Annotated in this window: 24 protein-coding genes; 11 read left to right on the top strand and 13 right to left on the bottom strand. The window is 64.4% G+C overall.

Annotated elements, in window-relative coordinates:
• Positions 1 to 88 precede the first annotated feature (88 nt).
• The 4 genes from ACNJX8_RS14100 to ACNJX8_RS14085 are packed head-to-tail and all read left to right on the top strand — an operon-like array spanning position 89 to position 4,370.
• Entirely contained in the window at positions 89 to 1,063 is a 975-nt protein-coding gene (locus ACNJX8_RS14100; RefSeq protein WP_249756816.1) for a Bug family tripartite tricarboxylate transporter substrate binding protein, read from the top strand.
• 15 nt (positions 1,064 to 1,078) lie between these two features.
• Positions 1,079 to 1,549 (top strand): (2Fe-2S)-binding protein, encoded by a 471-nt coding sequence (locus ACNJX8_RS14095; RefSeq protein WP_439361105.1) that lies wholly within the window; start codon positions 1,079 to 1,081, stop codon positions 1,547 to 1,549.
• Positions 1,546 to 3,675, top strand: a complete 2,130-nt coding sequence (locus ACNJX8_RS14090) for a molybdopterin cofactor-binding domain-containing protein (protein WP_439361103.1) — start codon at positions 1,546 to 1,548, stop codon at positions 3,673 to 3,675. Before ACNJX8_RS14095 ends, ACNJX8_RS14090 begins: the two co-directional genes overlap by 4 nt.
• Entirely contained in the window at positions 3,672 to 4,370 is a 699-nt protein-coding gene (locus ACNJX8_RS14085; protein WP_249756819.1) for a molybdate ABC transporter substrate-binding protein, read from the top strand. The genes ACNJX8_RS14090 and ACNJX8_RS14085 overlap by 4 nt, the downstream gene beginning before the upstream one ends.
• A 273-nt stretch (positions 4,371 to 4,643) precedes the next feature.
• Here the strand turns inward: ACNJX8_RS14085 and ACNJX8_RS14080 are convergent, their stop codons facing one another.
• The 4 genes from ACNJX8_RS14080 to ACNJX8_RS14065 form a co-directional block, all read right to left on the bottom strand.
• Positions 4,644 to 5,450: an SDR family NAD(P)-dependent oxidoreductase gene (locus ACNJX8_RS14080; RefSeq protein WP_439361101.1), complete on the bottom strand. Its 807-nt coding sequence runs from the start codon at positions 5,448 to 5,450 to the stop codon at positions 4,644 to 4,646.
• Positions 5,451 to 5,472: 22 nt separating this feature from the next.
• The gene (locus ACNJX8_RS14075) at positions 5,473 to 6,765 is read right to left on the bottom strand and encodes a TRAP transporter large permease (RefSeq protein ID WP_128932590.1); all 1,293 of its coding nucleotides are present in this window, start codon (positions 6,763 to 6,765) and stop codon (positions 5,473 to 5,475) included.
• Complete coding sequence (locus ACNJX8_RS14070; RefSeq protein WP_128932589.1) at positions 6,756 to 7,307, bottom strand: TRAP transporter small permease; 552 nt, start codon at positions 7,305 to 7,307, stop codon at positions 6,756 to 6,758. Before ACNJX8_RS14070 ends, ACNJX8_RS14075 begins: the two co-directional genes overlap by 10 nt.
• Before the next feature lie 65 nt (positions 7,308 to 7,372).
• Positions 7,373 to 8,344, bottom strand: a complete 972-nt coding sequence (locus ACNJX8_RS14065) for a TRAP transporter substrate-binding protein (RefSeq protein WP_130215081.1) — start codon at positions 8,342 to 8,344, stop codon at positions 7,373 to 7,375.
• Positions 8,345 to 8,648: 304 nt separating this feature from the next.
• Between ACNJX8_RS14065 and ACNJX8_RS14060 the strand changes: the two genes are divergently transcribed.
• Positions 8,649 to 9,425 (top strand): cyclase family protein, encoded by a 777-nt coding sequence (locus ACNJX8_RS14060; RefSeq protein WP_439361099.1) that lies wholly within the window; start codon positions 8,649 to 8,651, stop codon positions 9,423 to 9,425.
• Between the two features lie 25 nt (positions 9,426 to 9,450).
• On the opposite strand, the gene ACNJX8_RS14055 is transcribed toward ACNJX8_RS14060, so the two are convergent.
• The 3 genes from ACNJX8_RS14055 to ACNJX8_RS14045 all read right to left on the bottom strand — a co-directional run bounded on the left by ACNJX8_RS14055 (position 9,451) and on the right by ACNJX8_RS14045 (position 11,391).
• The gene (locus ACNJX8_RS14055; protein ID WP_128932588.1) at positions 9,451 to 10,179 is read right to left on the bottom strand and encodes a Crp/Fnr family transcriptional regulator; all 729 of its coding nucleotides are present in this window, start codon (positions 10,177 to 10,179) and stop codon (positions 9,451 to 9,453) included.
• 277 nt (positions 10,180 to 10,456) lie between these two features.
• The gene (locus ACNJX8_RS14050) at positions 10,457 to 10,582 is read right to left on the bottom strand and encodes a hypothetical protein (protein ID WP_439410338.1); all 126 of its coding nucleotides are present in this window, start codon (positions 10,580 to 10,582) and stop codon (positions 10,457 to 10,459) included.
• A 95-nt stretch (positions 10,583 to 10,677) separates the two neighbouring features.
• Positions 10,678 to 11,391: a helix-turn-helix domain-containing protein gene (locus ACNJX8_RS14045; RefSeq protein ID WP_128945021.1), complete on the bottom strand. Its 714-nt coding sequence runs from the start codon at positions 11,389 to 11,391 to the stop codon at positions 10,678 to 10,680.
• 156 nt (positions 11,392 to 11,547) lie between these two features.
• Here ACNJX8_RS14045 and ACNJX8_RS14040 point away from each other — a divergent pair, with 156 nt between their 5' ends.
• Complete coding sequence (locus ACNJX8_RS14040) at positions 11,548 to 11,865, top strand: c-type cytochrome (RefSeq protein WP_128932586.1); 318 nt, start codon at positions 11,548 to 11,550, stop codon at positions 11,863 to 11,865.
• A 6-nt stretch (positions 11,866 to 11,871) separates the two neighbouring features.
• Here the strand turns inward: ACNJX8_RS14040 and ACNJX8_RS14035 are convergent, their stop codons facing one another.
• The 3 genes from ACNJX8_RS14035 to ACNJX8_RS14025 are packed head-to-tail and all read right to left on the bottom strand — an operon-like array spanning position 11,872 to position 14,933.
• Positions 11,872 to 13,023, bottom strand: coding sequence for an ABC-type transport auxiliary lipoprotein family protein (locus tag ACNJX8_RS14035; protein WP_439361095.1), 1,152 nt, complete (start codon positions 13,021 to 13,023; stop codon positions 11,872 to 11,874).
• A gap of 3 nt (positions 13,024 to 13,026) precedes the next feature.
• Positions 13,027 to 13,794 (bottom strand): ABC transporter ATP-binding protein, encoded by a 768-nt coding sequence (locus ACNJX8_RS14030; protein WP_439361093.1) that lies wholly within the window; start codon positions 13,792 to 13,794, stop codon positions 13,027 to 13,029.
• 2 nt (positions 13,795 to 13,796) lie between these two features.
• The gene (locus ACNJX8_RS14025; RefSeq protein WP_439361091.1) at positions 13,797 to 14,933 is read right to left on the bottom strand and encodes an ABC transporter permease; all 1,137 of its coding nucleotides are present in this window, start codon (positions 14,931 to 14,933) and stop codon (positions 13,797 to 13,799) included.
• Positions 14,934 to 15,109: 176 nt separating this feature from the next.
• On the opposite strand from ACNJX8_RS14025, the gene ACNJX8_RS14020 reads away from it, so the two are divergent.
• Positions 15,110 to 15,385: a hypothetical protein gene (locus ACNJX8_RS14020; RefSeq protein WP_128932582.1), complete on the top strand. Its 276-nt coding sequence runs from the start codon at positions 15,110 to 15,112 to the stop codon at positions 15,383 to 15,385.
• On the top strand, positions 15,386 to 15,871 hold the full coding sequence (locus ACNJX8_RS14015) for a phage holin family protein (protein ID WP_249756824.1): 486 nt from the start codon (positions 15,386 to 15,388) through the stop codon (positions 15,869 to 15,871). It abuts the gene before it with no gap.
• A 9-nt stretch (positions 15,872 to 15,880) separates the two neighbouring features.
• Here ACNJX8_RS14015 and ACNJX8_RS14010 read toward each other — a convergent pair whose 3' ends face one another.
• Both ACNJX8_RS14010 and ACNJX8_RS14005 read right to left on the bottom strand, forming a co-directional pair.
• The gene (locus ACNJX8_RS14010) at positions 15,881 to 18,574 is read right to left on the bottom strand and encodes a bifunctional acetate--CoA ligase family protein/GNAT family N-acetyltransferase (RefSeq protein WP_439361089.1); all 2,694 of its coding nucleotides are present in this window, start codon (positions 18,572 to 18,574) and stop codon (positions 15,881 to 15,883) included.
• A 63-nt stretch (positions 18,575 to 18,637) separates the two neighbouring features.
• Positions 18,638 to 19,477, bottom strand: a complete 840-nt coding sequence (locus ACNJX8_RS14005; protein ID WP_439361087.1) for a universal stress protein — start codon at positions 19,475 to 19,477, stop codon at positions 18,638 to 18,640.
• 175 nt (positions 19,478 to 19,652) lie between these two features.
• On the opposite strand from ACNJX8_RS14005, the gene ACNJX8_RS14000 reads away from it, so the two are divergent.
• The 3 genes from ACNJX8_RS14000 to ACNJX8_RS13990 are packed head-to-tail and all read left to right on the top strand — an operon-like array spanning position 19,653 to position 23,180.
• Positions 19,653 to 20,636, top strand: coding sequence for a zinc-dependent alcohol dehydrogenase family protein (locus tag ACNJX8_RS14000; protein ID WP_439361086.1), 984 nt, complete (start codon positions 19,653 to 19,655; stop codon positions 20,634 to 20,636).
• 11 nt (positions 20,637 to 20,647) lie between these two features.
• Entirely contained in the window at positions 20,648 to 22,183 is a 1,536-nt protein-coding gene (locus tag ACNJX8_RS13995; protein ID WP_439361084.1) for an AAA family ATPase, read from the top strand.
• A 25-nt stretch (positions 22,184 to 22,208) separates the two neighbouring features.
• Complete coding sequence (locus ACNJX8_RS13990; RefSeq protein ID WP_439361082.1) at positions 22,209 to 23,180, top strand: CHAD domain-containing protein; 972 nt, start codon at positions 22,209 to 22,211, stop codon at positions 23,178 to 23,180.
• On the opposite strand, the gene ACNJX8_RS13985 is transcribed toward ACNJX8_RS13990, so the two are convergent.
• On the bottom strand, positions 23,177 to 25,024 hold the full coding sequence (locus ACNJX8_RS13985) for a PHA/PHB synthase family protein (RefSeq protein ID WP_439361080.1): 1,848 nt from the start codon (positions 25,022 to 25,024) through the stop codon (positions 23,177 to 23,179). The genes ACNJX8_RS13990 and ACNJX8_RS13985 overlap by 4 nt on opposite strands.
• Positions 25,025 to 25,121: the final 97 nt, after the last annotated feature.

Genomic DNA, 25,121 nt, shown 5'->3' with positions numbered 1-25,121 from the left:
CGGCACGATCGGCCTTGTCAGCCGTCGACAGTCCACATCCCCTGCCGCTACAGTGCCGGCCAACAAGAACGACGTCAGGGAGGTGGGCATGAAAGCCCGAAGATTTATGCTGGTGGTCGCCGTCGGCCTGCTCGGCGCCTTCTCCGCAGCCCCCTCCTTGGCACAGGATTATCCCACCCGCGCAGTCCGGATCGTGGTGCCCTTTGGCGCCGGCGGCCCTGCGGACGTCGCGGCCCGGCTGATCGGCAACGTGCTCCAGGAGAGCTTTGGCCAGCCCTTCGTGATCGAGAACCGCACCGGCGCGGGCGGCGTCATTGGCACGGTCGAAGCGGCGAAGTCGCCACCCGACGGCTACACGCTGCTGATGATGTCCAACACCCAGACCGCGAATGAATCGCTGCTGACACCCGACAAGCGCAAATACGAGCTGATGCGCGACCTCGCGCCGATCGCGCCGGTGAACTATTCCGATCTCGTCATCGTGGTGAACCCGCAAGTCGCAGCGAAGACGCTGCAAGAGTTCATCGCGCTCGCCAAGGCGCAGCCGGGCAAATTGAACTACGCCTCCTCCGGCCAGGGCACGCCCTATCACATGGCCGGCGAGCTGTTCAAAGCCATGGCCGGCGTCGAGATCGTCCACGTGCCCTATCGCAACAGCGGCGAGGCGCGCAGCGGCGTGATCGGTGGACAGGTGCAGATGATGATCGACGCGGTACCGGCAATGGCGCCGAACATCGGCGAGAACCAGGTGCGCGCGCTCGCCACCACCGGCAAGCAGCGCTCGGCCGTGCTGCCGAACGTGCCGACCGCGATCGAGGCCGGAGTGCCAGGCTATGAGGCGACGATCTGGCTAGGCCTGATGGCTCCCGCGGGTACGCCGAAGCCCGTCATCGACAAGCTCAATGCGGCCGTCAACGCAATGGTGAAGCGGCCCGACATCGTCAAGCTCTGGACAGAACAGGGCGCCGTGCCCATGTCGATGACGCCGGAACAGTTCGAAAAATTCCTGCGCGGCGACATCGAGAAATGGGCCGACGTCGTCAAGAAGTTCGACAAGTCGTGAGGCCTTAGCGCGAGAATGCCTGCCATTCAATTCCAGCTCAACGACGCAGCCACCGCTGTGGATGCCGATCCGGACCAGACGCTGCTCGACGTGCTGCGCAGCCGGCTCGGTGTCACCGGTACGCATTTCGGCTGCGGCGCCGGTGAGTGCGGCGCCTGTTACGTCATGGTCGACGGCCGCGCGATGTCTTCATGCGACATGCCGATGTGGTCGGTTGCGGGCAAGGACGTCGTCACGGTGGAGGGCCTTGGCACAACGGAGAAGCCCCACCCGCTGCAACGCGCCTTTATCTCCGAACAGGCGATGCAATGCGGCTATTGCGTCTCGGGGATCCTGATCAGTGCGGCAGCCCTGCTGAAGCGCAATCCGTCGCCGACGGAGGCCGACGTCAGAGCCGCGCTGGACCGCAATCTGTGCCGCTGCGGATCGCACAACCGCATGGTCCGCGCCGTGCTGCGGGCAGCATCGGAGATGGCGACGTCATGAATGTGCCGTCCCCTGCCCCGAAGCTACCGGTTAGCCTCGTAGCCAATCCAAGACTGTCGTCCTGGGTGCGGTTCACCGGCGAAGGCCGTGTGGCGATCTCGCCTGGCAAGGTCGAGATCGGCCAGGGCATCGTCACGGCGCTGGCGCAAATTGCAGCGGACGAGCTCGATGTCGATATCGTCAGGGTCGAGATGATCCGCGCCTCGACGGCGAGGAGCCCGAATGAAGGCGTCACCTCGGGCAGCCTGTCGATTCAGCAATCCGGCCGCGCGCTGCGCCAGGCCTGTGCCGAGGTGCGCCGGCGCTTTCTCACTGCTGCATCGGAGCGTCTCGGCGTCGATGCGGCGCTGCTCGGCATCGATGACGGCACGATCTCGGGTCCCGGCAATGTCAGGACCAGCTATTGGGAGCTGGCTGGCGAGGTTTCGCTTGATCACGACGCCACCGCGGGCGCGACAGCGAAGAGCGCTACGAAGCGCGCCCTCGCCGGACATTCGGTCCAGCGCGTCGACATTCCCGACAAGGTGTTCGCGCGGCCGCGCTTCATCCACGACTATGCGCTGCCGGGCCTTTTGCACGGACGCGTGCTGCGGCCGGACGTCTCGGGCGCAAAAATGATTGCACTCGACGAAACGGCTGCACGCGCTGTCCCTGGCCTCGTCGCGATCGTCCGCGACGGCGGTTTTGCCGGCGTCGTTGCCGATGGCGTGGCCGCGGCGGAAGCCGCGGTGAAAGCCCTGGGCAAGAGCGCGACATGGTCGGCCGGCGATCCGCTGCCCGATGAAGACCATCTCGCGGGCTTTCTGAAGAACCAGCCGGTCGAGACCACCGTCATCGACACCAGGACGGCAGCGACAAACAAGCCGATCCAAACCCTGCGCCGGCAATACACCCGCCCCTACATCGCACACGGCTCGATCGCGCCATCCTGCGCCATGGCGCAATGGGAGGGCGATCGCGTCCATGTCTGGACCCACAGCCAGGGTGTCTATTTGCTGCGTGCGGATCTCGCGATCGTGCTGAAGCTGCCGGCCGAGAATATCGTCGTCGAGCACATGGAGGGCGCGGGCTGTTACGGGCACAATGCGGCCGACGACGTCGCGCTCGATGCCGTGCTGCTGGCAAAGGCGGCCGGTGGCCGTCCGGTGCGGGTGCAATGGTCGCGCCACGACGAGATGACCCACGCACCATTCGGCGCGGCCATGGCCATCGAGATCGAGGCCGATCTCGATGGCGACAACGAGATCACCGGCTGGCGCCACGCGATCTGGAGCAATGGCCACGCGGCGCGGCCGGGGCGCGCGGCACAGCCGGCGCTGCTTGCCGCGACCGAGATCGCAAACCCCTACCCGCGCATGATCTCGTCCAACCCGCCGGCCGCGAATGGCGGCGGCGCTGATCGCAACGCCGTTCCACTCTATGACCTCCCGGCCCGGACGATCACGAGCCACCGGCTGCTAACGATGCCGGTGCGGACCTCAGCGCTGCGGACCCTCGGCGCGCAAGGCAACGTGTTCGCCATCGAGTCCCTGCTCGACGAGATCGCCGCCCTGCGCGGCGAGGACCCGATCGCATTCCGCTTGCGTCATCTGCGCGACGAGCGCGCCAAGGACGTCATCCGCGCCGCAGCGCGACGTGCCGCGTGGAAGCCGCAGAAGCGAACCGGCATCGGTCACGGCGTCGGATTTGCGCGCTACAAGAACATGGGAGCCTATTGCGCCGCGATTGCCGAGATCGAAGGCACCGACGACATCCGCGTGAAGCGGCTGACGCTTGCTGTCGATGTCGGCGAGGCCATCAATCCCGACGGTGTCATCAACCAGATCGAAGGCGGCGCGATCCAGGCGACGAGCTGGGTGCTGAAGGAGCGTGTCCGCTTCGATCGGACGCGCATCAATTCGACCTCCTGGACCGACTATCCGATCCTGAGGTTCAGCGAGGTGCCGGCGGTGGATGTCGAGATCATCCAGCGGCCGGAGATCGAGCCGGTCGGCGCCGGTGAGGCCGCGCACGGCCCGGTAACGGCAGCGATCGCCAATGCGGTTTACGATTGCCTCGGCGTGCGCGTGCGCGACCTGCCGATCACGCGCGACAGGATCATTGCAGCGGCGGAGCTTGCATCGTGACGACACTGAACATTTTGAGCGGTGGCGCAGCGCAGGGGCTGGTGCGCGGCCTTACCGACGCCTTCAAGGCGCAGACCGGCCTCAGTATCGACGGCGAGTTCGGCGCGGTCGGGTTCATGGCCGACAAGCTGCGAGCGGGAACGCCGGCCGATCTCGTGATCCTGACGCAAGCGCTTCTTGCAAAGCTTGCCGAGGAGAAGCTTGTCACCGCCTCCTCGATCGCCGATGTCGGCCGCGTCGAGACCGCGCTGGCGGTTCGGAGCCGCGATCCCAAGGTGACGGTGAAGAGCGAGGCCGATTTGCGCGAGGTCTTGCGCAGCGCCGATGCGATCTACGTTCCGGACACCAAGGCCTCGACCGCGGGACAGCACGTCGCCAAAGTGCTGGATCAGCTCGGCATCGCCTATGAGGTCGCCTCACGCCTCAAGATCTTTCCGAACGGCGCAACCGCGATGCGGGAGCTTGCGGCATCCACCGCGCAAAGACCGATCGGCTGCACGCAGGCGACCGAAATCATCGCGACCGACGGCATCGCGCTGTCAGGGTCGCTGCCGCCCGGCTGCGAACTCGTGACGATGTACACGGCCGGCGTGACCGCGCGGGCCGCACATCCAAGAGAGGCGGCCGCGTTGATCGCGCTGCTGACCAGCGCAGACCGGAAGGAGCTGCGCCAACGCGCAGGCTTCACCGGCTAAACGGGATGAGATGAGGCTCGATAGCTGCGATGGCGGAGGTAGGCTCCCTCTCCCGCTTGCGGGAGAGGGTTGGGGAGAGGGTGCTTCCGCAATGGACAATCCACTCGAGGAGAGAACCCTCACCCGGCGCTTCGCCGTAGCCGAGGCTTTGCCTCGGCGTCCCTTGAAAGGACGGCCACCGATGGTGGCCTATGCCTCTCCCGCAAGCGGGAGAGGTGAACGAGCCCGCGGCAACCGATCCACCTAAAGGCCATTCGGCTCCAGAAGCCGCCCCTATTTGTGCAGCTGGGTGAGGCCGGTCGGCGGGCCATCGACGGCAGTCCAGCCGCCATCGACGAACAGCGTGCTGCCGCTGACATAGCTCGCGGCGTCCGAAGCGAGATAGGCGACAGCGGTGGCGACCTCGTCGGCGCTGCTCCAGCGATTGAACACGGTGTGCCCGGCGTAGAGATTGTAGATATCGGGGCGCTGCTTGAACGGGCCGGTCAGCGCCGTCTCGGCGATGCTCGGCGCGATCGCATTGACGCGCACGCCGGCGTGGCCCACCTCGGAGGCAAAGCCCTTCACCAAAAGGCTGATCGCCGCCTTGGTCGAGCCGTAGACGCCGAGGCCCGGCTCGATGGTGACCGCGCGCACCGAGGAGCAGACGATGATGCTGCCGCCCTTCTGCTCGACCATGATGCGGCCAAAAGCCTGGAAGAACCAGACCGTGCCCTTGACGTTAAGGTTCAGGACGCGATCGAGATCCTCCTCGGTGTAGTCGAGGATGGTCTTGCGGATGTTGAGCCCGGGCGTCGTCACAGCGATGTCGAGCCGCGGAAACTTCTGCATCACGGTTTTGGCCAGCGCGTTGACGTCCGCAGCGCTTGCGGCGTCGCAGCTAGCCGCTTCCGCCCAGCCACCCTTGTCGCGAATGCCGGCGGCGGTCGCTTCCGCGGCGTCGAGCGCGCGATCGGCGCAGACGATGCGGGCACCGAGCCCGGCCAGCGCCTCGGCCGACGACTTGCCGATGCCGGATGCGGCGCCGAGGACGACTGCGGTCTTGCCGGTGAGATCGAAGAGCTTGCGATAGTCCGTCACTGATGGCTTCTCCCTGGTGCTACTAGCCCTTGTAGCCCATCAGCAGGCGCGGCAGCCACAGCGAGAATGCAGGGACGTAGGTCACGAACATCAGTGCTGCGATCAGCGCGGCATAGAACGGCAGGATGGTGCGCATCACGGCGCCGACCGAGATGCCGCCGATGGCGCAGCCCACGAATTGCGTCGTTCCGACCGGCGGCGTGTTCAGCCCTAGGGCGCAATTGATCAGCATCAGCATGCCGAACTGCACTGGATCCATGCCCGCCTTCATCGCGATCGGCAGGAAGATCGGGGTGCAGATCAGGATGGTCGCGGCCATGTCCATGAACGTGCCGAGCACGAACAGGATGACGTTGATGAGCAGGAAGATCATCCAGGGCTGCGTGGAGACCTTGCTCATCATCTCGCCGGCAAGATCGGCCACCTCGTAAAGCCCCATCAGGTACTGGAACATGGTGGAGACGCCGATCAGCAGCAGAACCACGCCCGTCGTCTTCACCGCCTTGGAGGCGGCGCGCAGGAAATTGCCCCAGGTCATGGTGCGGTAGATGAAGAAGGTCAGCAGGATCGTGTAGGTGACCGCGACGGCTGCGGATTCGGTTGCCGTGAAGACGCCGGACAGGATGCCGGCCAGGATGATGCCGACGATCAGAAGGCCGGGCAGCGCGGCCGCAAGCGAGCGGAAGACCTCGGCCCAGCCCGGAAACTTGCCCGCCGGATAGCCGCGCTTCACCGCGACCGCGTAAGCCGCGACCAGCATGCAGACCATCAGCACCAGTGCCGGTAAGAGGCCGGCGGCGATCAGCGCGCCGATCGAGACCTTGCCGCCGGCGGCCAGGGCATAGATGATCATGTTGTGGCTGGTCGGCATCAAGGCTCCGACCAGCGAGGCATGGGTGGTGACGTTGACGGCGTAGTCGGTGTCGAAACCCTCTTTCTTCATCATCGGGATCATCACCGCGCCCATCGCCGATACGTCGGCGACGGGCGAGCCGGAGACGCCGCCGAACAGGGTGCAGGCGACCACGTTCGACATGCCGAGCCCGCCGCGGATGTGCCCGACGAGATTCTTGGCGAGCTGTACGATCTTGTCGGCGACGCCGCCATGCAGCATCAGCTCACCACTGAAGACGAAGAACGGGATGGCGAGGAACGAGAAGATGTTCATCCCCGACATCATCTGCTGGAAGATGACGGCGACCGGCAAGCCTTCATAAAGGATGGTGCAGATCGCCGAGAGGCCGATCGCGAACGCGACCGGGACGCCGAGGATCAGGAAGCCGAAGAAGGTGGCGCCGAGGATGATCAGTTCCATGAGGGGACGACCTCTTCGCCGCGCAAGAGAGCAATGATGTGCTCGATTGAAAAAGAGATGATCAGGATGCCGGAGGCGATCAGCGGCACGTAGCGGATCACCTCAGGCAGACCGAGATTGGGGATCTTCACCGTTCCGACCGACGCCCCGAGGATCCAGCCATTGTAGGCCATCGCAATGCCGAACACGGCCACCAGGACGTGGATCACGAGCTCGATCTTCTCCCGCATGTGATCCGGAAGCATCACCAAGAGACTGTCCATGCCGATATGTCCGGCATCGCGCACGCCGACGGCGGCGCCGATCAAGGTGACATACAGGATCAGAACCAGCGCAAGGTTCTCCGTCCAGGTCGGGCTGGAATTGAGCACGTAACGTCCGAACACCTGGTAGAACACGATGACGACGATGACGAGGAGGCCGGCCACGGACAGATACATGCCCGCGCGCGCGACGGGAGCATTGATCCGCGACAGCAATCCGGTGGACGGGCGACCAGTGACCGCCTCGTGCTCGTGGCTTGCGACGTGTGGGTCTGTCATCCCGCGCCTCCCTCGCGAGGGTCCGGTGCCGCAACTGGGCGACTCCGGACCCGACACTCCTTTGTTTACTTCGTGTCCTGGATGCGCTTGACGAGGCTCTGGAGCTTCTCGTCACCGGCGAACTTCGTGTACACCGGCTTCATCGCGTCGACGAACTCCGCCTTGTTGGCGATGGTCACGACCTGAACGCCGGCGGCCTCGACGGTCTTGCGGGCGGCCTGCTCGCGCTCATCCCAGAGCTTGCGCATGACGGGCACCGATTCCTTGGCCGCCTTGCGGATCATGGCCTGATCCTCCTTGCTCAGCGTGTCCCAGACCTTCTTCGACATCACGAGAACTTCCGGCGCCAGCGAGTGCTCGGTGACGTTGTAGAACTTGGCGGCCTCGAAATGGCGCGAGGACTCGTAGGACGGCCAGTTGTTCTCGGCAGCGTCCACGAGGCCGGTCTTGAGCGCGGTATAGACCTCGCCATAGGGCATCGGCGTCGGGTTGGCCCCGAGGCTCTGGATCATGCCGACCCACAGGTCGGATTGCTGGACGCGGATCTTCAGGCCCTTGAGGTCTGCGAGTGACTTGACCGGTGCCTTGACGGTGTAGATGGACCGGGCGCCGCTGTCGTAATAGGCAAGGCCGACCAATCCCGCGGGCTCCATCGCCGCCAGGATCTCATCGCCGATGGGACCGTCGAGGACGGTGCGCATGTGCTGCGTATCCCGGAAGACGAAAGGCAGGCACAACGCGATGGTTTCCGGCACGAAGTTGTTCAGCGGCGATGCGTTGATCCGCATCATGTCGAGCGCGCCGATCTTGAGCTGCTCGATGGTGTCCTTCTCGGATCCCAGGGCTCCGTTGGGAAACACCTTCACGCCGAGCTTGCCGCCGCTCGCCGCCGCGAGCTGCTTGCCCATGAACTTGACGGCCTCGACGGTCGGATAATCGGCGGGGTGGACGTCGGCGGAGCGGAAATCGCGCGCTGTCGCCAGGGGCGCTGAGACCGCCAGTGCAACGGCTGTGATGATACCGGTGAGTGTCTTCATCTGGGCTTTCCTCCTGGTCGACTGGGTTGATTATGTCGTTGTCGGGCCGGCTGCAGGCCGCCTTGGGTCGCCCCACTTCCGGTGTGAAGTCAAGCGCCAATGTCGTCCCTAGGGCGGGCGGCATTCTGAGTCCAAGCCAAATCCAGCATTGATCAATGCAAGAGTTGCATCGATCAATTTCCGGCGCAATTCGCATTAGGGTGGGGTACGGCGGCTGGCTCGACGTCGCCGGCACGTGACTTGACGCCACCTACGAAGCCCCCTCAACATGTTCGAAACAGCGGACCATCTCGAGGGAATGCCCATGCCGCGGAAGCTGATCGATATCTCAGTGCCGCTCCGAAACGACGTGACGGCCGATCCGCCCGGCAACCATCCGACGATCCAATATATCGATCACCAGCAGGGCCTGCCGCGCATGCTGCAGTTCTTCGACGGCCTCAAGGCTCAGGATCTGCCGGACGGCCAGGGCTGGGCCGTCGAACAGGTCTCGCTGTCGACCCACAACGGGACGCATCTCGATGCGCCCTGGCACTTCCATCCGACCATGAACCGCGGCGAACGGTCATGGACGATCGACGAGGTGCCGCTGGAATGGTGCTTTCAACCCGGCGTGAAGCTCGACTTCCGGCATCTGCCCGACGGCTACGTGGCGAGCGCCGACGATGTCGAGAAGGAGCTGAAACGGATCGGACACACGCTGTCGCCGCTGGAGATCGTCGTCGTCAACACCAGCGCCGGCGCGAAATTCGGCCAAGCCGACTACGTCAATTCCGGCTGCGGCATGGGCTATGAAGCCACCATGTACCTGCTCGAACGCGGCGTCCGCCTGACCGGTACCGATGGCTGGAGCTGGGACGCGCCGTTTGTCTACACCGCGAAGAGATACGCCGAAACAAGGGATGCCAGCCTGATCTGGGAAGGCCACAAGGCAGGACGGCACATCGGCTATTGCCATCTCGAGAAGCTGCACAATCTCGATCAATTGCCCTCGAGCGGGTTCACGATCTCATGCTTTCCGGTCAAGATCGAACGCGCCTCCGCGGGCTGGACCCGCGCGGTCGCCATCGTCGATGGCTAGATGCTCAATGATGTAGAGCCCGCTCTCAATCACCGGAGAGGCCGCTCTCGGCGAGTTCGCGCAGTGCATCGGTATCCAGCACGACGATGGCGCCGTGCTCGAGACGAACCCAGTTGCGGCCGGCCCAGGCGCGCAATTGCTTGTTGATGCTCTCGCGCGTCATCCCCACCATCTCGCTGATCTCCTGCTGGGTGATGGCGAGCGTGCCGCTGCCGGAGTCGAGCTTGCGCTCCTCGGTAAGACCGAGCAGCGCGCTGGCGAGCCGGCCCGGCAGGTTCTGGAGGATCACCTGCTCGACCTGCTGGCTGGTCCAGCGCAGGCGCGCGCAGAGCAGCTCGATGAATTTCATCGCCAGCGCCGGCTGGCTCTTCACGAATGGCAGGAAGTCCCGGCGATCGATGATGTAGAGCTCGCAATTGGTGTTCGCGGTGGCATCGGCCGACCTGGGGGCGCCGTCGAGCACCGCGATCTCGCCAAAAATTTCTCCGGGACCGATCAGATTGAGAATGGCATTCCGCCCATCCGGCGACGAAGAGGAGATCTTCACCGTCCCAGTGACCACCGCGAATAGATTGTTACCGGGATCGCCCTTGGCGGCGATCGTCGCGCCACGCTTCACGGTGGTGTGCTTGGCATAGCGGCAGAGTTGATCGAGCGCCTCCGGCTCCAGATCCGCGAAGATCGGGTGCTTGCGCAGTACCGATAGTTTGTTGCCCGCTGACTGTCGGGGGTCGCCGGTCTTGTCCTGAGGCACGCCACTGGGCTCCTAAGACTGCGAGGCATTGGGTTCCTGCCTAGTCAACGTTATCAGGCTTTTCAACCGGAAAGCACGGGCGCTGTTTTAGGCAAATGCCGCGAAAACGCCGTGGTTAGGCGGAAGGCAACATCCGAAGGATGTGCCACTACATTTGGAACGATGCAGAGTTGCAGATTGCGCAAGTCGTGATTGCGTTGAGGCGCTGCCGCACGGCCAGAGCGCTGCACGAGCGTCGGCGGTCGGCGCGTCAGATCGGACGACGATCTCAGGAGCTTCAGCGCTTGGAATCCGGGTCGAGCCGGCCTGCACTGGTCTGCCGGTCCGCCCAAGCCAAGGCTGCGGCCAAAGCGACGAAGATCGCGACGACGACGACAGTCACCAGCAACGCGTCAGCGGGCATCATGCTTCTCCCGGATTGTCTGAGGCATTATTTTGCGGCGGATGGCCGGCGTCATTGATCGGGATCAAAAATCCGCGAGCGTTGCGGACAGAATGTCAGGCCGCGGCCAGGGCCTCGACGCGCGCGGGGTCGCGCAGGCTGATACCGCCATGAAGGATCTCGATTGCGCCGTGACGCTCCAGCTTGGTGAAGGTGCGGCTGACGGTTTCGATGGTCAGGCCGAGATAGTCGGCGATGTCCTGCCGGCTCATCGGAAGCGGAACGGTGTCCAACGATCCCCCGAGCGCCAACAGACGCTGGCGCCAGCCGAGCAGAAACGTTGCGACCCTCTCGTCCGCCGAGCGCCGGCCGAGCAGGACCATGTGGTCGCGCGCTTGGCTCAGCTCGCGAATGGCCAGCTCGTTGATCCGCCTGAGCAGCTGCGGCCGGCTCTCGATGAAACGGCCGAAAGGTGCTTTGGCGAACTGGCACACGGTCACAGCGCCGATCGCATCGGCCGAAAAATTGTGGCGGCCGGAAAGGTTCATCCCCAGGAAATCGCCCGGCAGGGCAAAGCCCACGATCTGCCGCCGACCGTCGGGCAGCAGCTTGTACAGCCGCATGACGCCTTCGAGCACGTTGTAGAACGAGGTCGTGATGTCCTCTTCGGAAAACACGGTCTCGCCTGAGCCAAAATGGACACGGCGCCCCAGATGCTCGAATTCGCTGAGCTCGGCTGCATCCAGCGACGAGCAAACCGCCGATGCGCGTACGGCACAATCGCTGCAGAAATGCCCGTTCGGCTCAATCGTGACCACGGAAGGCTTCATCCACCGCTCCAAGCGTCGGCCCCGCTCTGCCCCCAGGCCGAGTTGCCACGCACCTGCATTTTACTGCGCTGTGACAAAGCCGATTGACTCAGATCAATTTTGGCCGGGGTCCCCGCCTTATTCTGTCCTTCCAGAGTTCGACGGGGATCACTTTCCATGCTGCAAAGCGCGCTGCGTCACGGCCTGATTGGGCTGCTCCTGATCACGCCTGCGCTAGCCGCAACGACTGCCGAGCAGCGCGGCAAGGCCTTTGCACGGGCAAATTGCGCTCGCTGCCATGCGATCGACCGTGTCTCCGAGAGTCCGCTCAAGAGCGCGCCAGCGCTGCGCACCCTGCATCGGCGTTATCCGATCGAGACCCTTGGTGAGGCACTGGCCGAAGGCATCTACACCGGCCATGCCGACATGCCCGCCTTCGAGCTCAATCCGGACCAGATCCACGACCTCCTGTCCTACCTGAAGACCCTGGAATAGCAGGCATCACACCGCCTGCACGGTCCAGCCGATCAGCTCCTTTGCGATCCGGGCAAAGGCGGCATCGAACGCTGCGACTGAAGCGGCCGGCTCGACCTTGTCGAGCTTCTCGCTGGTCTCGACGAGGCGCGAGGCAATCACCTTGCCGTTCTTGTCGACGATCCGCGCCGACAGTCCGATCTCGGCCCTCGCCTCACCGTCCGTCGCGATCCGAAAGCGCCTGATGTCGATCAGGAGCTGGTAGTCCGCCTGACCGAGATCGGTCGTGCGTAGCGGCGCGTGGGCAATGTCGTAATTCTCGAAACTGTCGATCAGGCGCGCCTGCACCAGTTTTGGAATGCTGTCGGCCCAGAGGAAATCGGCAAAGCCCGGATTGTCCCCGACCGGCGAGAACAGCATGCGCTGGGTCTGGAGCATCGCGACCGCGGTCGGCTCGGGAATGGCCAGTGACGCAGACAGCGTCTTGCCGGCCGGCCCCAGATTCTTCGGCGTGCGCAGGTCATAGGTGACCTTCTGCGCGGGCGCTCCGCCACCGGTCATCTTCTCGAGGCCCGCCAGAATGCCGTCGATCTTGCCGGTGTTGCGCGCGAGCCCGTCGGAGAACGTCTTCAAATTGGCGATGGTGTCCTTTAGCGGGCCGGAATTGTCCTCCAGCACGGTGTCGACCTTCCGCAGCGCATCGCGCGCCGCCTGCGTCATGCTCTGGCCTGCGCCGGCCTCGGCGATCAAGGTCAGCGGCTCGCCGGACTTGGCGTCGGACTTGGCATCGGACATAGGGCCCGACTTGGCGCCCGACCTGGCGACGAGCATGCCGCCCTCCAGCGTCACCACCGGCACGCCGGTCAAGCCCTGGAAATCGAGTCCGACCTTGGTGTCGGCACGCACTGGCGTTGCCGCGGCCACCGAGATCGTCGCATTGACGAAGCGCGGGTTATCCGGCGCGAGCCCGAGCTCGGTCACCTCACCGACGCGGATGCCGTTGAACAGCACGCCGGCGCCGACCAGCAGGCCGGGCACCGGTCCCTGGAATTGCACGTGGTAGTTCGTGCGCGGCCCGATGCCGCCGGTGTTGTTCAGCCAATAGACGAAGCCGAACACCGCAACGATCGCAGCCAGCACGAAGGTGCCGATCAGCACGTAAGGAGCGCGGGTTTCCATGTGTCATCTCATTTCGTGTTGCAGCATCTGCGAGCGCTTGCCGTGGAAATAGGCCCGCACCCAGGGATGCTCGGATTGCAGCAGTTCGCGCATCGGGCCGATCGCCACGATCCTGCCGTCGGCCAGGGCGGCCACGCGGTCGCAGACCGTGGTCAGGCTCGCAAGGTCGTGGGTGACCATGAACACAGTGAGGCCCAGGGTCTTTTGCAGCGTCTTGATCAGCGCGTCGAAATCGCCGGCGGCGATCGGGTCGAGGCCGGAGGTCGGCTCGTCCAGGAACAGGATCGGCGGATCGAGCGCGAGCGCGCGCGCCAGCGCCACGCGCTTGGTCATGCCGCCCGACAGCTCCGCCGGAAATTTGTCCGCATCCTGCGCCCGCAGCCCGACCATCTCGAGCTTGGCAATCGCGATCTCGTCCATCAGCTCCTGCGACAGGGCGAGATTTTCCCGCAGCGGAAACTCGACGTTTTGTCTCACCGTCAGCGATGAGAACAGCGCGCCTTGCTGAAAAAGGATGCCCCAAGTCGTGGCCGTACCTTGAGCGCCGCCGCCGACTGGCTGTCCCATGACTTCGATGCTGCCGCTTCGGCGCGGGATGAGGCCGATGATAGTGCGCATCAGCACCGACTTGCCGCCGCCGGACGCCCCGACCAGCCCGAGTATCTCACCGCGGCGGACGTCGAGCGACAGATGGTCGAGCACGGTCTGGCGGCCGAAGCCGACCACGAGGTCGCGGACGCGGATCGCGAACTCCTGCTGTGAGTCCTCCATCGTCACATTCCAATCGAAGCGAAGAAGATCGCGAACAGGCCGTCGAGCACGATCACCAGGAAGATCGACTTCACCACCGATGTCGTGGTCTGCCGTCCCAGCGATTCGGCGCTGCCTTTCACGCGCAATCCTTCGCTACAGGCGACGATCCCGATCACCAGCGCCATGAACGGCGCCTTCAGGATCCCCACCTCGAAATGAGTGATGGAAATGGCGTCATGCAGCCGTGCGATATAGATCGCCGGTCCCATGTCGCCGTAGAACTGTGCGACCAGCCCGCCGCCATAGAGCGCGGCAATCGATCCGACGAAGGCGAGGATCGGCAGCGCGATGACGAGCGCCGCAACGCGCGGCAGGATCAGGACGTCGACGGGGTCGAGCCCCATGGTCGAGAGCGCGTCGATCTCCTCGCGCATCTTCATCGAGCCGAGCTCGGCGGTATAGGCGCTTCCCGACCGTCCGGCGACCATGATGGCCACGATCAGCACGCCGAGCTCGCGCAGCACCAGGATGCCGACCATGTCGACGGTGTAGGACTCCGCGCCGAACCTGCGGAAATGGAAGAATCCCTGCTGGGCGATGATGGCGCCGATCAGGAAGGTGATCAGCACGATGATGGGAATCGCCTGCCATCCGATGCGGTAAAGCTGATAGACCAGCGAGGTCAGCCGCAGCGATCGTGGCCGGCGCAGCACGCCGATCACGGCCATGAATAGCGCGCCGAGCATTTGCAGAAAGATCGTGACGTCTTCCCGCGCAGCAATCGTGGCCTTGCCGAGATCGCCGAGCCTGAGCAGGAGGGGATTTGACGTGGCTATGGGTGTCGGCGCGTCGCGGTTGACCTGGCGCACCTCGTCCATCAGCCCACTGAATTGATCGGCGACACCGACGAATTCAGCCGATCTGCCGGATGATGCAGCCCGGCGCGACAGCTTCTCCAGGACCCAGGCGCCGAGCGTGTCGAGCGCGCTGACGCCCGACATGTCCAGGGTCACGGCTCTGGATCGATCGACGTCCGCCCCGACCGACCGGGACAGCGATTCGAGCATCACCACATTCGCTGCGGTCCACGGCCCTTCCGGGCGCAATTTCAGCACATCGCCGGATGGCGTCGCCAGCAACAGCGGTTCGGGGTTCACGCTTCCACCTCATCGGGACGATTGGCGCCCATTCAGCCGGGATTTCTAGGCCAGCATGTGGCGGCCGGGTTGACCTGTCTCAAGACCAGGGCAACACCGCACCTCCTTGACGCATATCAAGTACGGTTGCGCCCGAGGATCCTAGATTCGCTGGCGATCAATGGGGGTATCAAGCCATGTTCGACAGCGACAAGATGAGCGACGAACTGCGAGCGCTGAAGGTTGACGTCACGCGCCTTTTGAGCACCGCCGGCGAGGAGATCTACGACAGTTCGAAAGATCGGGCCGAGGCGCTGGCCGATCAGATCAGGGCTGCGCTCACCGAGCTTGGCGAGACCGTCGACGAAGAGCAGGAGCAGCTTCAGGGCCTCATTGCGGAGCGGCCGATCACATCGCTCGCCTCCGTCTTCGCGCTCGGCGTGATGGTCGGCTTCATGCTGAGGAGGCACTAGGTGAATACCGAGAATGTCGTCAAACATCTGCGCGTGCTGTGGCGCACCGATCGGATCATCGCGGACATCAGGCTGCGCCATCTGTTGATGGGGCTTGGCCTTCGCGCCTTCGCGGCGCTGATCGCGGCCTTCGGACTCCTGATGCTGGAGCTCTCGGCCTATTTCGCGCTGGTGCAGATCTGGAGTGCGGTTGCCGCCGCCGCCATCCTCGGCGCCGTCAACTTCGCCATCGCGGCCGCTCTGTTCATGGTCGCCGGCCGCGCTCCGTCAGGGCGTGACATCGAACTTGCGAACGAAATTCATGACGCATCCATCGAAGCCCTTCAGCTCGAGGCGCGCGCGCTCCAGGTCCAGGTGTCAGGCGCCGTGCATCATCCGCTCAGCACCGTCGTGCCGGTGCTGGTGCCGCTAATTGCGATCATCGTCAAGAATTTGCGAACGACGGCCAGGAAATCCACCGCAACGTCGGCTGAAGCGCACTCTTAAAGCACGCGCTCAGAGCTTCAGCCTGACGTCGCAGATATCAGGCTCGGCGGGATCCGGCTTGACCTCGAAGCCGAGCTGCCGGCACATCTCGAGCATCACTATGTTCTCCTGGAGCACGTCGCCCGATATGGTCTTCAACCCTTCCGACTTCGCGTAGTCGATGATCAGCTGCATCAGGGCCCATCCGAGTCCCCTGCCCTTGAGATCGGACCGCAGCAGAATGGCATATTCGCCGCTCTCGTAGATCGAATCCGAATGGAGCCGGACGACGCCGACCATCTCGCCGGTCTCCTGGTCGAATGCGATGAAGGCCATCGCGCGTGCATAATCGAGCTGGGTCAGGCGCGCGATGAACTCGTGGGTGAACTCCTTCATCGGCGCGAAGAAGCGCAGGCGGAGGTCTTGCGGCGTGACGTGACGAAGGAATTCGTGGATGGTCGGCTCGTCCTCGGGGCGCATGGGCCGCACGAAGATCCGCCAGTCGTCCTTGAGCTTGAGGCGGCGCTCCCATTGTGACGGATAGGCCCGAACGGCGAAATTGGCCGGGCCGGAGCCGGCGAACTTTCGCTGCGGCGGCCCCACGGCGACGCGGGCATCGACCGCGGTCACGCCGATTTCGTCCGCGAGCAGCGGGTTGATGTCGAATTCGCGGATTTCAGGAATGTCAGCGGCCATCTGCGCCAGCTTGACCAGCACCATAGCGACGGCATCCGGCTTCACTGCCGGCACGTCCCGGTAGGCGCGAAGCAGCCGTGACACGCGCGTGCGGTCGATCAGGTCGCGGGCGAGCTGCAGGTCGAGCGGCGGCAGCGCAAGCGCCTTGTCATTGATGATCTCCACGGCCGTCCCGCCCCGGCCGAACACGACGACGGTGCCGAAGGTGGGATCATCGGCAAGACCGAGGATCAGCTCGCGCGCCTTCGCCTTGACCACCATCGCTTGCACGATGACACCGCCGATGCGGGCTTCGGGTCGCAGCTTCCTCGCCCGGTCGAGAATATCGGTGGCCGCCGCGCGCACCGCATCCGGCGTGGTCAGATTGAGGACGACGCCGCCGACATCTGATTTGTGGACGATGTCACGCGACATGATCTTCAGCACGACGGTGGCGCCTTTCGCGAACATGTCGTTCGCATAGGCCACCGCCTGCTCGACATCGGTTGCGGCATAGGTCGGCACCATCGCAATGTCGTAGGCTTCGAGCAGGTGCTTGATCTCGACGGGCTCGAGCCATTGACGGCCGTCTGCGATCGCGGCAGTGACGATCTGCCTCGCCGCCTTGGCGTCCGGCACGAACGTATCGGGCATCGCCGGCGGAACCTGGCTCAGCTCCTCCACCACTTCGCGGTGCCGGACCAGATGCATGAAGCCGCGCACGGCATCATCCTCGGTCGGGTAGTTCGGAATGCCCGCGCCGGAGAGCGTCTGAATGATGTTCTGGTCGGCTCCGACCCAGGCGGCAAGGACGGGCTTTGCCCAGCGGCGGTGCTGCTCGCGATATTTGCCGACGAGCTCCGTCACGGTCGTGGCGATGTCGGCCGCCGAGGCGATCGCCGTCTGCACGTTGAGGACAAGCACGGCGTCATTGTCGGGATCGGCGAGCAGCACCTCCAGCGCTGCTGCGTAGCGCGAGGCGTCGGCGTCACCTACGATGTCGACGGGATTTGCACCGGACCAGGTCGGCGGCAGCACGTCATCGAGTTTCTTACGCGCGTCCGCCGAGATCGATGCCGGAATACCGCCAAGCTCGACCAATCGATCGATGGCAAGGACGCCGATGCCACCGCCATTGGTCAGGATGGCGAGCCGCTTTCCCGCCGGCGATTCGACGCGGCCGAGCGTCTCGGCGCAATCGAACAGCTCGCGCAGATCGGAGACCCGGAGCACGCCCGCGCGGCGGAACGCGGCGTCATAGACGGCGTCGGCGCCGGCAAGCGCCCCGGTATGCGTGGCCGCGGCCTTCGCCCCCTGCGCCATCCGGCCCGACTTCACCACGACGACCGGCTTCACGCGCGCGGCGGCGCGCGCCGCCGACATGAACTTGCGAGCGTCCTTGATCGCCTCGATATAGAGCAGGATGGCGCGGGTCTTGTGATCCAACGCGAAATAGTCGAGCAGGTCGGCAAGGTCGACGTCGGTCTGATCGCCGATCGAGACGATGCCTGAGAAGCCGACGCCGCGCTGCGCCGCCCAATCGACCATGCCGGCCGCGATCGCGCCCGATTGCGAGATCAGCGCGAGATTGCCCGCGCCTGGCATATGCGCGGCGAAGCTGGCATTGAGGCTCACTGCGGGCATCATGATGCCGAGACAGTTCGGGCCGATCAGCCGCATGCCGTATTTGCGGGCCGCGGCGATTGCAGCCTCGTGCAGGGATCCCGGTCCGTGGCCGAGCCCGGCCGTGACGATCAGCGCGCCCGCCGAGCCGCGCCGTCCGGCCTGGTCGATGATGCCGGGAACTTCCCGCGCCGGCGCGGTGATGACCACGAGTTCTGGGACGAAGTCCAACCTGTCCAGACTCTTCACCGCGGCGATGCCGCCGATCTCGCTATGGCGCAGATTGACCAGCCCAAACTGCCCCTTGAATTCAGCGCTGCGGATGTTCTCCAGGACGGCGCGTCCCACCGAGACCGGGCGGGCACTCGCGCCGACCAGCGCGACCGAACGCGGTGACAGCAGATTCTTCAGGCGGTAGGTGGACATGAAAGCAAATGCGCCCGGTCGCTGGCGGTTCCGAGGATGGAAATCAGGCTGAAAACTGCGTGCCTAGTGCGAGATCATAACCCAGCACGGTGGCTGGCCAATGACGGTCTTTGTCACACCGCCCCAAACGATCTCGTTGAGGCGCGAATGATGATAAGCGCCCATCACGATCGTATCGATGGCATGGGAATTCGCCCAGCTTCCGAGCACTTTGCCGATCGAACTGCCCCCGCATTTCGCCGTTTCGAACGAGGCGTGAACACCGTGTTCCCAGAGGTGGTCGACGAGAGCCGTTCCGGATTGCACGATCGCGTCGGTCTTCTCGTCCGCCACAGTCACCACGCGGACCGAGGCGGCCGCCTGAAGGACTGGCAGCGCATCGCCGACCGCACGCGCCGCACGCGCGGAGTGATCCCACGCGATCATGACGTTCTCGAACTCCGGTCGCAGCTCATCGACATGCTGTTCCGGGCAGAGCAGGAGCGGCCGCCCAGATTCGAACAGGAACGTCTCGATGATGTGTTCCGTTCGGCTGTCGTGCGGCTTCACCGGGAGCAACGTAAGATCGCTGAAGCGCCCATGTTCGGCCAGGATCGAGGCGATCTGGTCTGCGGGCACCTTGGCCGATCGGCCGTGGGCGCGAATGTCGGCGCGGGACGATGCATCTGTGAAGGCATTCAGGAGCAGTTGCATATCGCCGGTCCCAAGCGACCCTGTTTCCTCGGCCGCAGCGGGATCGTCCGGCAGCAGCACTTTCGGCCGCACGAAAACATCTTCCTGGAGCGCAAGTGCGGTGATCCTGGCGCCGAGGTCCGCGGCGACAGCCACGCATTTCTCGATCGCGGCCAGAAGCGGCCGGCGCGGCTGGCCGACAAGCGGCAGAAAGACGTCCTTGATGGCCATCGGGATTCTCCTTGGCCGTCAGCATAGCCCGGCCTTCATCGGGACGCTTGATCCTCGTCAAGCCCGGGGAACTCCGTCCTGTCGGTTGGCGACGGCCCGTTGACCAACATCAAGGACTGGCCGCTCGGCCATTCTATGAATAAGTCAGTCCGAGCGGTTCGCCCGGGAGAGGTTCATGCGTGCAATGGTGTTGCCAGCCTCACGAGCGCAGCTCCGGATGGAGGAGCGGCCCGATCCTATCCCCGGCGAAGGCCAGATCCGGGTGAAGGTCAGCGCCTGCGGCGTATGCCGCACCGATCTTCACGTCGTCGATGCCGAGCTGCCCGATATTCGCTATCCGATCGTGCCTGGTCACGAGATCGTCGGCCGGGTCGATCTCGTGGGTCCGAATGTTGCAACGCATGCACCCGGCGATCGGGTTGGCATTCCCTGGCTTGGTTTTACCTGCGGCAAGTGTCGGTTCTGCCGGGACGGCATGGAAAACCTGTGTGAGGCGCCCCTCTTCACCGGCTACACGCGCGACGGCGGCTACGCAACGCACACGATCGCTGACGCGCGCTACGCGTTTCCACTCGGCGAAAACGGCAATGACGTGGAGATTGCTCCTCTGCTGTGCGCAGGGCTGATCGGCTGGCGCTCGCTGGTAATGGCCGGCTCCGCCAGCAAGCTCGGCCTCTATGGTTTTGGCGCGGCCGGCCACATCATCGCGCAAGTTGCGGTCTGGCAGGGACGATCCGTCTATGCATTCACGCGGCGTGGCGATGCCGCTGCGCAAGGCCTTGCACGTCGTATCGGCGCCGTCTGGGCAGGGGCCTCTGACGAAACGCCGGACGAGCCGCTCGACGCCGCCATCATCTACGCGCCAGCTGGCGAACTCGTCCCGGCCGCGCTGCGCGCCGTACGCAAGGGCGGCCGCGTCGTGTGCGCCGGAATCCACATGTCGGACATTCCAAGCTTTCCATATGAGCTGCTCTGGGAGGAACGGCAGCTGGTCTCGGTAGCCAATCTGACCCGGCAGGATGGCCTCGATTTTCTCAGGATCGTCCCGCAAGCTGGCATACGCACCGAGACCACAGCATTTCCGCTCGATCAGGCCAACGAAGTTCTGAGCATGCTGCGGAATGGCCAGATTCTCGGCGCGGCCGTGCTGACGCCCTGACGGTGACGCAGATGCCAAAGTCGATCAGAGATGAGACGGAGGCCCAGAACCGGATATTCCAGTTCCTGACTGGACGTCCTGGCGTGAGACGGATCGATACCCACGCGGCTTCGGTGTTTCTCGACGGCGACCGCGCGCTGAAGATCAAGCGGGCTGTGCAGTTTCCGTTCCTCGACTATTCGACGCTCGATAAGCGCAAGGCGGCCTGCGAGGAGGAGATCAGGATCAACCGGCCGCTGGCGCCGCAGATCTATCATCGCGTCGTGGCGATCACGGAGGAGCCGGATGGGTCGGTGAAGATCGACGGGCCCGGCCGGCCGATCGAGTATGCGGTCGACATGTCGCGCTTCGACGAAAGCCAGACGCTGGATCATCTGGCCAAGGCCGGCCCGCTCGATGAGAATCTGGCTTCGGCTGCCGCCGACGCGATCGTGGCTTCGCATGCGGCGGCGGGCCGCTCCGACGGCAGGGCGTGGATTTCCTCCATCCCCGGCCTGATCGATGGCAACTGCAATGGCCTGGGAAAAGGCAATCATTTCGACGCTGAAGAAATCGCGCTGCTCGGCAGAGCCTCGCATGCGATGTTTCTGCGCCTCCGCACCTTGCTCGAAGAGCGCGGCCAGCAGGGTTTTGTGCGGCGCTGCCACGGCGACCTGCATCTTGCGAACATCGCTTTGATCGGCGGGCGGCCAATCCTGTTCGACGCCATCGAGTTCGATGCCCAGATGGCAACTGTCGACGTGCTCTACGATCTCGCATTCACATTAATGGACTTATTGCACCACGATCAACCGCTCGCGGCCAACATCGTCCTGAACCGATATCTTGCTGCGACGCCAGCCGACAATCTCGACGCGCTCTCGGTGCTGCCGCTGTTCATGTCGATCCGGGCGGCGATCCGCGCTCAGGTGGCGCTGGCACGGCTAAAGCCGCCGCGTTCTGATGATGCCGGCATCCTTGACGACGCACGGCGCTATTTCGGCCTCGCCCGGATGCTGATCCATCCTCCCGCTCCGCGTCTGATTGCGGTCGGGGGACTGTCCGGCACCGGCAAGACGGTTTTGGCGCGCGCGCTCGCACCGGTCGTCGCGCCACAGCCGGGGGCGATCGTGCTGCGCAGCGACATCGTCCGCAAGCAAATATTCGGGATCAAGGACACGCAGCGGCTGCCGCCATTCGCATACACGCCAGAGGTCACGGCCCGCGTTTACGGGACATTGGCTCGTTACGCCCGGCGCGTGCTGGCGCAAGGCCATTCGGCGATCATCGACGGTGTATTCGCCGCCGAGGGCGAACGAGACGCGATCGCCGCACTGGCGCGCGAGCGCAACGTCCCGCTGAACGGCCTGTTCCTCGTCGCCGATCTCGCGACCCGGCAGGCGCGAATCGGAAGCCGCCGGGGAGATGCATCCGACGCCACGCAAGAGGTTGCCGCGCAGCAGGAGCGCTATAATATCGGTCATGTCGGTTGGGCGACCATTGATGCATCCGGGACACAGGAGCAGACGCTCCAGAGCTGCCGGGACGCAATCGCTGAGGGCAAATAAGGCAATCTGATTGACGCGGGCAAGGATGGCGCGACCCAGCACGACCTCGACGGCCGCCCGCGCAATGCCGGCAGCGCGGCGCAATGCCCTGCCCGGCCGCCTCAGCCCCGGCATGGCCTGCGACACGGCGTTCCGGATCATCGCGCGCCGTCATCTCGATGCCGTCCTCGCCCAGCACGACGGCACCTGCCGCGGCGATCCCGACGCCCTGCACCAGATCCGGATCGCGCTGACGCATCTGCGCACCGCCATCCGCTTCTTCGCGCCGATGGTCGACGACGCGCTGCGGCCGAATGTCTGGGCCGAGCTGAAATGGCTCAACAGCCAGCTCGGCATGGTGCGGGACCTCGACGTGGCGATCGAGCGGGTTGTCGCCGAAAGTGGCAACGAGCTCGCCGTGATCGCCGAACTCCAGCACTGGGACGAGAAGCGCGCCGAGAGCCACCGCCTGCTGGCACGCGCGCTGCAATCCGCCCGCTACCGCCGCCTGGTCGAGCAGACCTCGGCTTGGATCGAGAGCGGCCCCTGGTCGACCCGGCGCAGCAAGGAAGCCATCAGATTGCGTCGCTGCTCGCTCGCCGACCACGCGACAGCGCGATTGACCGAGTGGGAGACGACACTGCTCAAGAAGGCCCGGAAGCTGAGCAAGCTCGACGTCGAGAAACGGCACAAGCTGCGGCTGCTCAATAAGCGGATGACCTATTCGGTCGAATCGCTGACGGATCTGTTCGCCGACGGATCAGCGACGAAGCAGAAGTCCATCCTCAAGCAATTGCGCAAGGCGCAAAGATCTCTCGGGCAATTGAACGACGATGCGCGAGGGCAAACGCTGGCGGCGTCGTTGCACGGTGTCGGCTTCCAGGCCGGCACTCGCTTCCTCGACCGCAAACGGGAAAAGAAGCTGTTGCGAACCGCCGCGGCGGCTTACCGCAAACTGGACAAGGCCAAGCCCTTCCGCTCCTCGGACCTCGCGCCAAATGCAGAGCCTGAGGACTAGGTGCGGACGTAGTCTCCCGGCGCTTCGGGCAGGCCTGAAGGGGCATCGCCAAGCCCGATCTGCGGCGGATCACAGGGCCCCCCGGAGCGCGCCGCCAGCCATCCGGCCCATTCCGGCCACCAGGAGCCCTCAACTCGCGGAGCCAGCTTCAGCCACTCATCTGCACCGACATAGGGCGCGTCCGCAGCCTTGGTCATGACCTGATAGCTGTGCCCAGGGTCATCAGGCGGAGCGACGACACCGGCATTGTGGCCGCCGCTGGTCAACAGGAACGTCACGTCGGCATCGACCTGATAGTGAATCTTGTAGACCGACCGCCACGGCGCCACGTGATCGGCCAGCGTGCCGACCACGAACATCGGCGCATGGATGTCCGAGAGCGAGATGCTCCTGCCTTCGACGCGATAGCGGCCTTCGGCCAGCTCATTCTTGAGAAACAGTTGGCGCAAATACTCCGAGTGCATGCGATAAGGCAGCCGGGTCGCATCGGCATTCCAAGCCATCAGGTCGCTTGGCGGACTGCTTTCGCCCATCAGATAGTCATGCGAGAGCCGCGACCAGATTAACTCGTTGGAGCGCAGCAGCTGGAACGCACCGGCCATCTGCGTCGTATCGAGATAACCACGCTGCCACATTATGTCTTCGAGGAAGGCGACCTGGCTCTCGTTGATGAAGAGCGTCAGCTCGCCGGCCTCGGTGAAATCGGTCTGGGCGGCAAGGAGCGTGATTGTGCCGAGCCGCCTGTCGCCGTCGCGCGCCATTGCGGCAGCGGCAATGGACAGCAACGTTCCGCCCAGACAATAGCCCAGCGCATGGGTCTTCCGACCCGGCATGATCCGGCCGATCGTGTCCAGCGCGGCCATGACGCCCAGCCTGCGATAGTCATCGAAGGCGACATCGCGGTCGTTGGCATCCGGATTGCGCCAGGAGATCGCGAATACAGTGAAGCCTTGAGCGGTCAGATACTTGACCAGCGAATTCTGCGGCGACAGATCGAGGATGTAGTATTTCATGATCCAGGCCGGCACGATCAGGATCGGCTCGGGCCGCACTTGCGCAGTCGTCGGATAGTACTGGATCAGCTCGATCAGCTCGTTGCGATAGACGACCTTGCCAGGCGAAGCCGCCACTGTCTTGCCGACGACAAATTGCGGGTCGCCCGCCGGTTTCGATATCGAAAGCAGACGCATCAGATCGCTGCACCAGTTCTGCCAGCCGAAGACGAAATTTTCCCCGCCGCTCTGGAATGCCTTCTCCAGCACCTGCGGATTGGTCGCCGCGAAATTCGACGGCGCCAGCATGTCGAGCATCTGACGAACCGAGAACTCGACGATGGCCTCATTTGCATGCGACACGCCGCGCACGCCGATGGTGGCATCGTGCCACCAGCGCTCTGCGAGCAGAAACGCCTGCGCTAGCAGATTGAACGGCGGGACCTCCCATTGTGGTTGCCTGAAGCGACGATCGCGTCCCTGCGGCTGAATGACGGACCAGGGCTTTTGCGACGTCGCATGCACGACAGCTTCCAGCAGCCGGCCGGTGTCGCGAAGAACGTTGCTGGAAATCTCCATCTGGCGCTGCGGGGCTGCGGCGAGATGCGAGCTCCAATCGAGCCAGGCGAGCGACAAGGCCGTCGGCGAAATCCCGCCCGTGAACCGTGCCAGCATGGCATGAAACGCGCGGTCGAGAGGATACGGGGGTGATGCAGGCGGGAGATCTGCGGCGACCGGCTTGCCTGCGGGTTTTTCGGGGCCTGCCGCGGCGGCTCGAGGGTCGGCAACGGGATTGACGAGAGCATGCGCCACCGGCTCGTCGGCCCGTGGAAGTATCTGGACGACGTTCATGGCTGAATGTTCCCTGCGGGCTTCTGGTCTCGAGGCAGGATATGGCGATGCTTCGGATGCGCGTTGAGCTGCATCAAATCCGGCCCAGATCACAATC

The organism is Bradyrhizobium sp. SPXBL-04 (assembly GCF_051853035.1).
Lineage (GTDB): Bacteria > Pseudomonadota > Alphaproteobacteria > Rhizobiales > Xanthobacteraceae > Bradyrhizobium > Bradyrhizobium zhanjiangense.
This window is presented reverse-complemented; position numbering and strand designations above follow the sequence as displayed.

Excerpts from the sequence above, each read along its gene's own strand:
- ACNJX8_RS14100 (WP_249756816.1), top strand. The coding sequence starts at position 89 with ATGAAAGCCCGAAGATTTATGCTGGTGGTCGCCGTCGGCCTGCTCGGC.
- ACNJX8_RS14095 (WP_439361105.1), top strand. The coding sequence starts at position 1,079 with ATGCCTGCCATTCAATTCCAGCTCAACGACGCAGCCACCGCTGTGGAT.
- ACNJX8_RS14090 (WP_439361103.1), top strand. The coding sequence starts at position 1,546 with ATGAATGTGCCGTCCCCTGCCCCGAAGCTACCGGTTAGCCTCGTAGCC.
- ACNJX8_RS14075 (WP_128932590.1), bottom strand. The coding sequence starts at position 6,765 with ATGGAACTGATCATCCTCGGCGCCACCTTCTTCGGCTTCCTGATCCTC.
- ACNJX8_RS14070 (WP_128932589.1), bottom strand. The coding sequence starts at position 7,307 with ATGACAGACCCACACGTCGCAAGCCACGAGCACGAGGCGGTCACTGGT.
- ACNJX8_RS14065 (WP_130215081.1), bottom strand. The coding sequence starts at position 8,344 with ATGAAGACACTCACCGGTATCATCACAGCCGTTGCACTGGCGGTCTCA.
- ACNJX8_RS14060 (WP_439361099.1), top strand. The coding sequence starts at position 8,649 with ATGCCGCGGAAGCTGATCGATATCTCAGTGCCGCTCCGAAACGACGTG.
- ACNJX8_RS14050 (WP_439410338.1), bottom strand. The coding sequence starts at position 10,582 with ATGCCCGCTGACGCGTTGCTGGTGACTGTCGTCGTCGTCGCGATCTTC.
- ACNJX8_RS14045 (WP_128945021.1), bottom strand. The coding sequence starts at position 11,391 with ATGAAGCCTTCCGTGGTCACGATTGAGCCGAACGGGCATTTCTGCAGC.
- ACNJX8_RS14040 (WP_128932586.1), top strand. The coding sequence starts at position 11,548 with ATGCTGCAAAGCGCGCTGCGTCACGGCCTGATTGGGCTGCTCCTGATC.
- ACNJX8_RS14035 (WP_439361095.1), bottom strand. The coding sequence starts at position 13,023 with ATGGAAACCCGCGCTCCTTACGTGCTGATCGGCACCTTCGTGCTGGCT.
- ACNJX8_RS14030 (WP_439361093.1), bottom strand. The coding sequence starts at position 13,794 with ATGGAGGACTCACAGCAGGAGTTCGCGATCCGCGTCCGCGACCTCGTG.
- ACNJX8_RS14020 (WP_128932582.1), top strand. The coding sequence starts at position 15,110 with ATGTTCGACAGCGACAAGATGAGCGACGAACTGCGAGCGCTGAAGGTT.
- ACNJX8_RS14010 (WP_439361089.1), bottom strand. The coding sequence starts at position 18,574 with ATGTCCACCTACCGCCTGAAGAATCTGCTGTCACCGCGTTCGGTCGCG.
- ACNJX8_RS14005 (WP_439361087.1), bottom strand. The coding sequence starts at position 19,477 with ATGGCCATCAAGGACGTCTTTCTGCCGCTTGTCGGCCAGCCGCGCCGG.
- ACNJX8_RS14000 (WP_439361086.1), top strand. The coding sequence starts at position 19,653 with ATGCGTGCAATGGTGTTGCCAGCCTCACGAGCGCAGCTCCGGATGGAG.
- ACNJX8_RS13995 (WP_439361084.1), top strand. The coding sequence starts at position 20,648 with ATGCCAAAGTCGATCAGAGATGAGACGGAGGCCCAGAACCGGATATTC.
- ACNJX8_RS13990 (WP_439361082.1), top strand. The coding sequence starts at position 22,209 with ATGGCGCGACCCAGCACGACCTCGACGGCCGCCCGCGCAATGCCGGCA.
- ACNJX8_RS13985 (WP_439361080.1), bottom strand. The coding sequence starts at position 25,024 with ATGAACGTCGTCCAGATACTTCCACGGGCCGACGAGCCGGTGGCGCAT.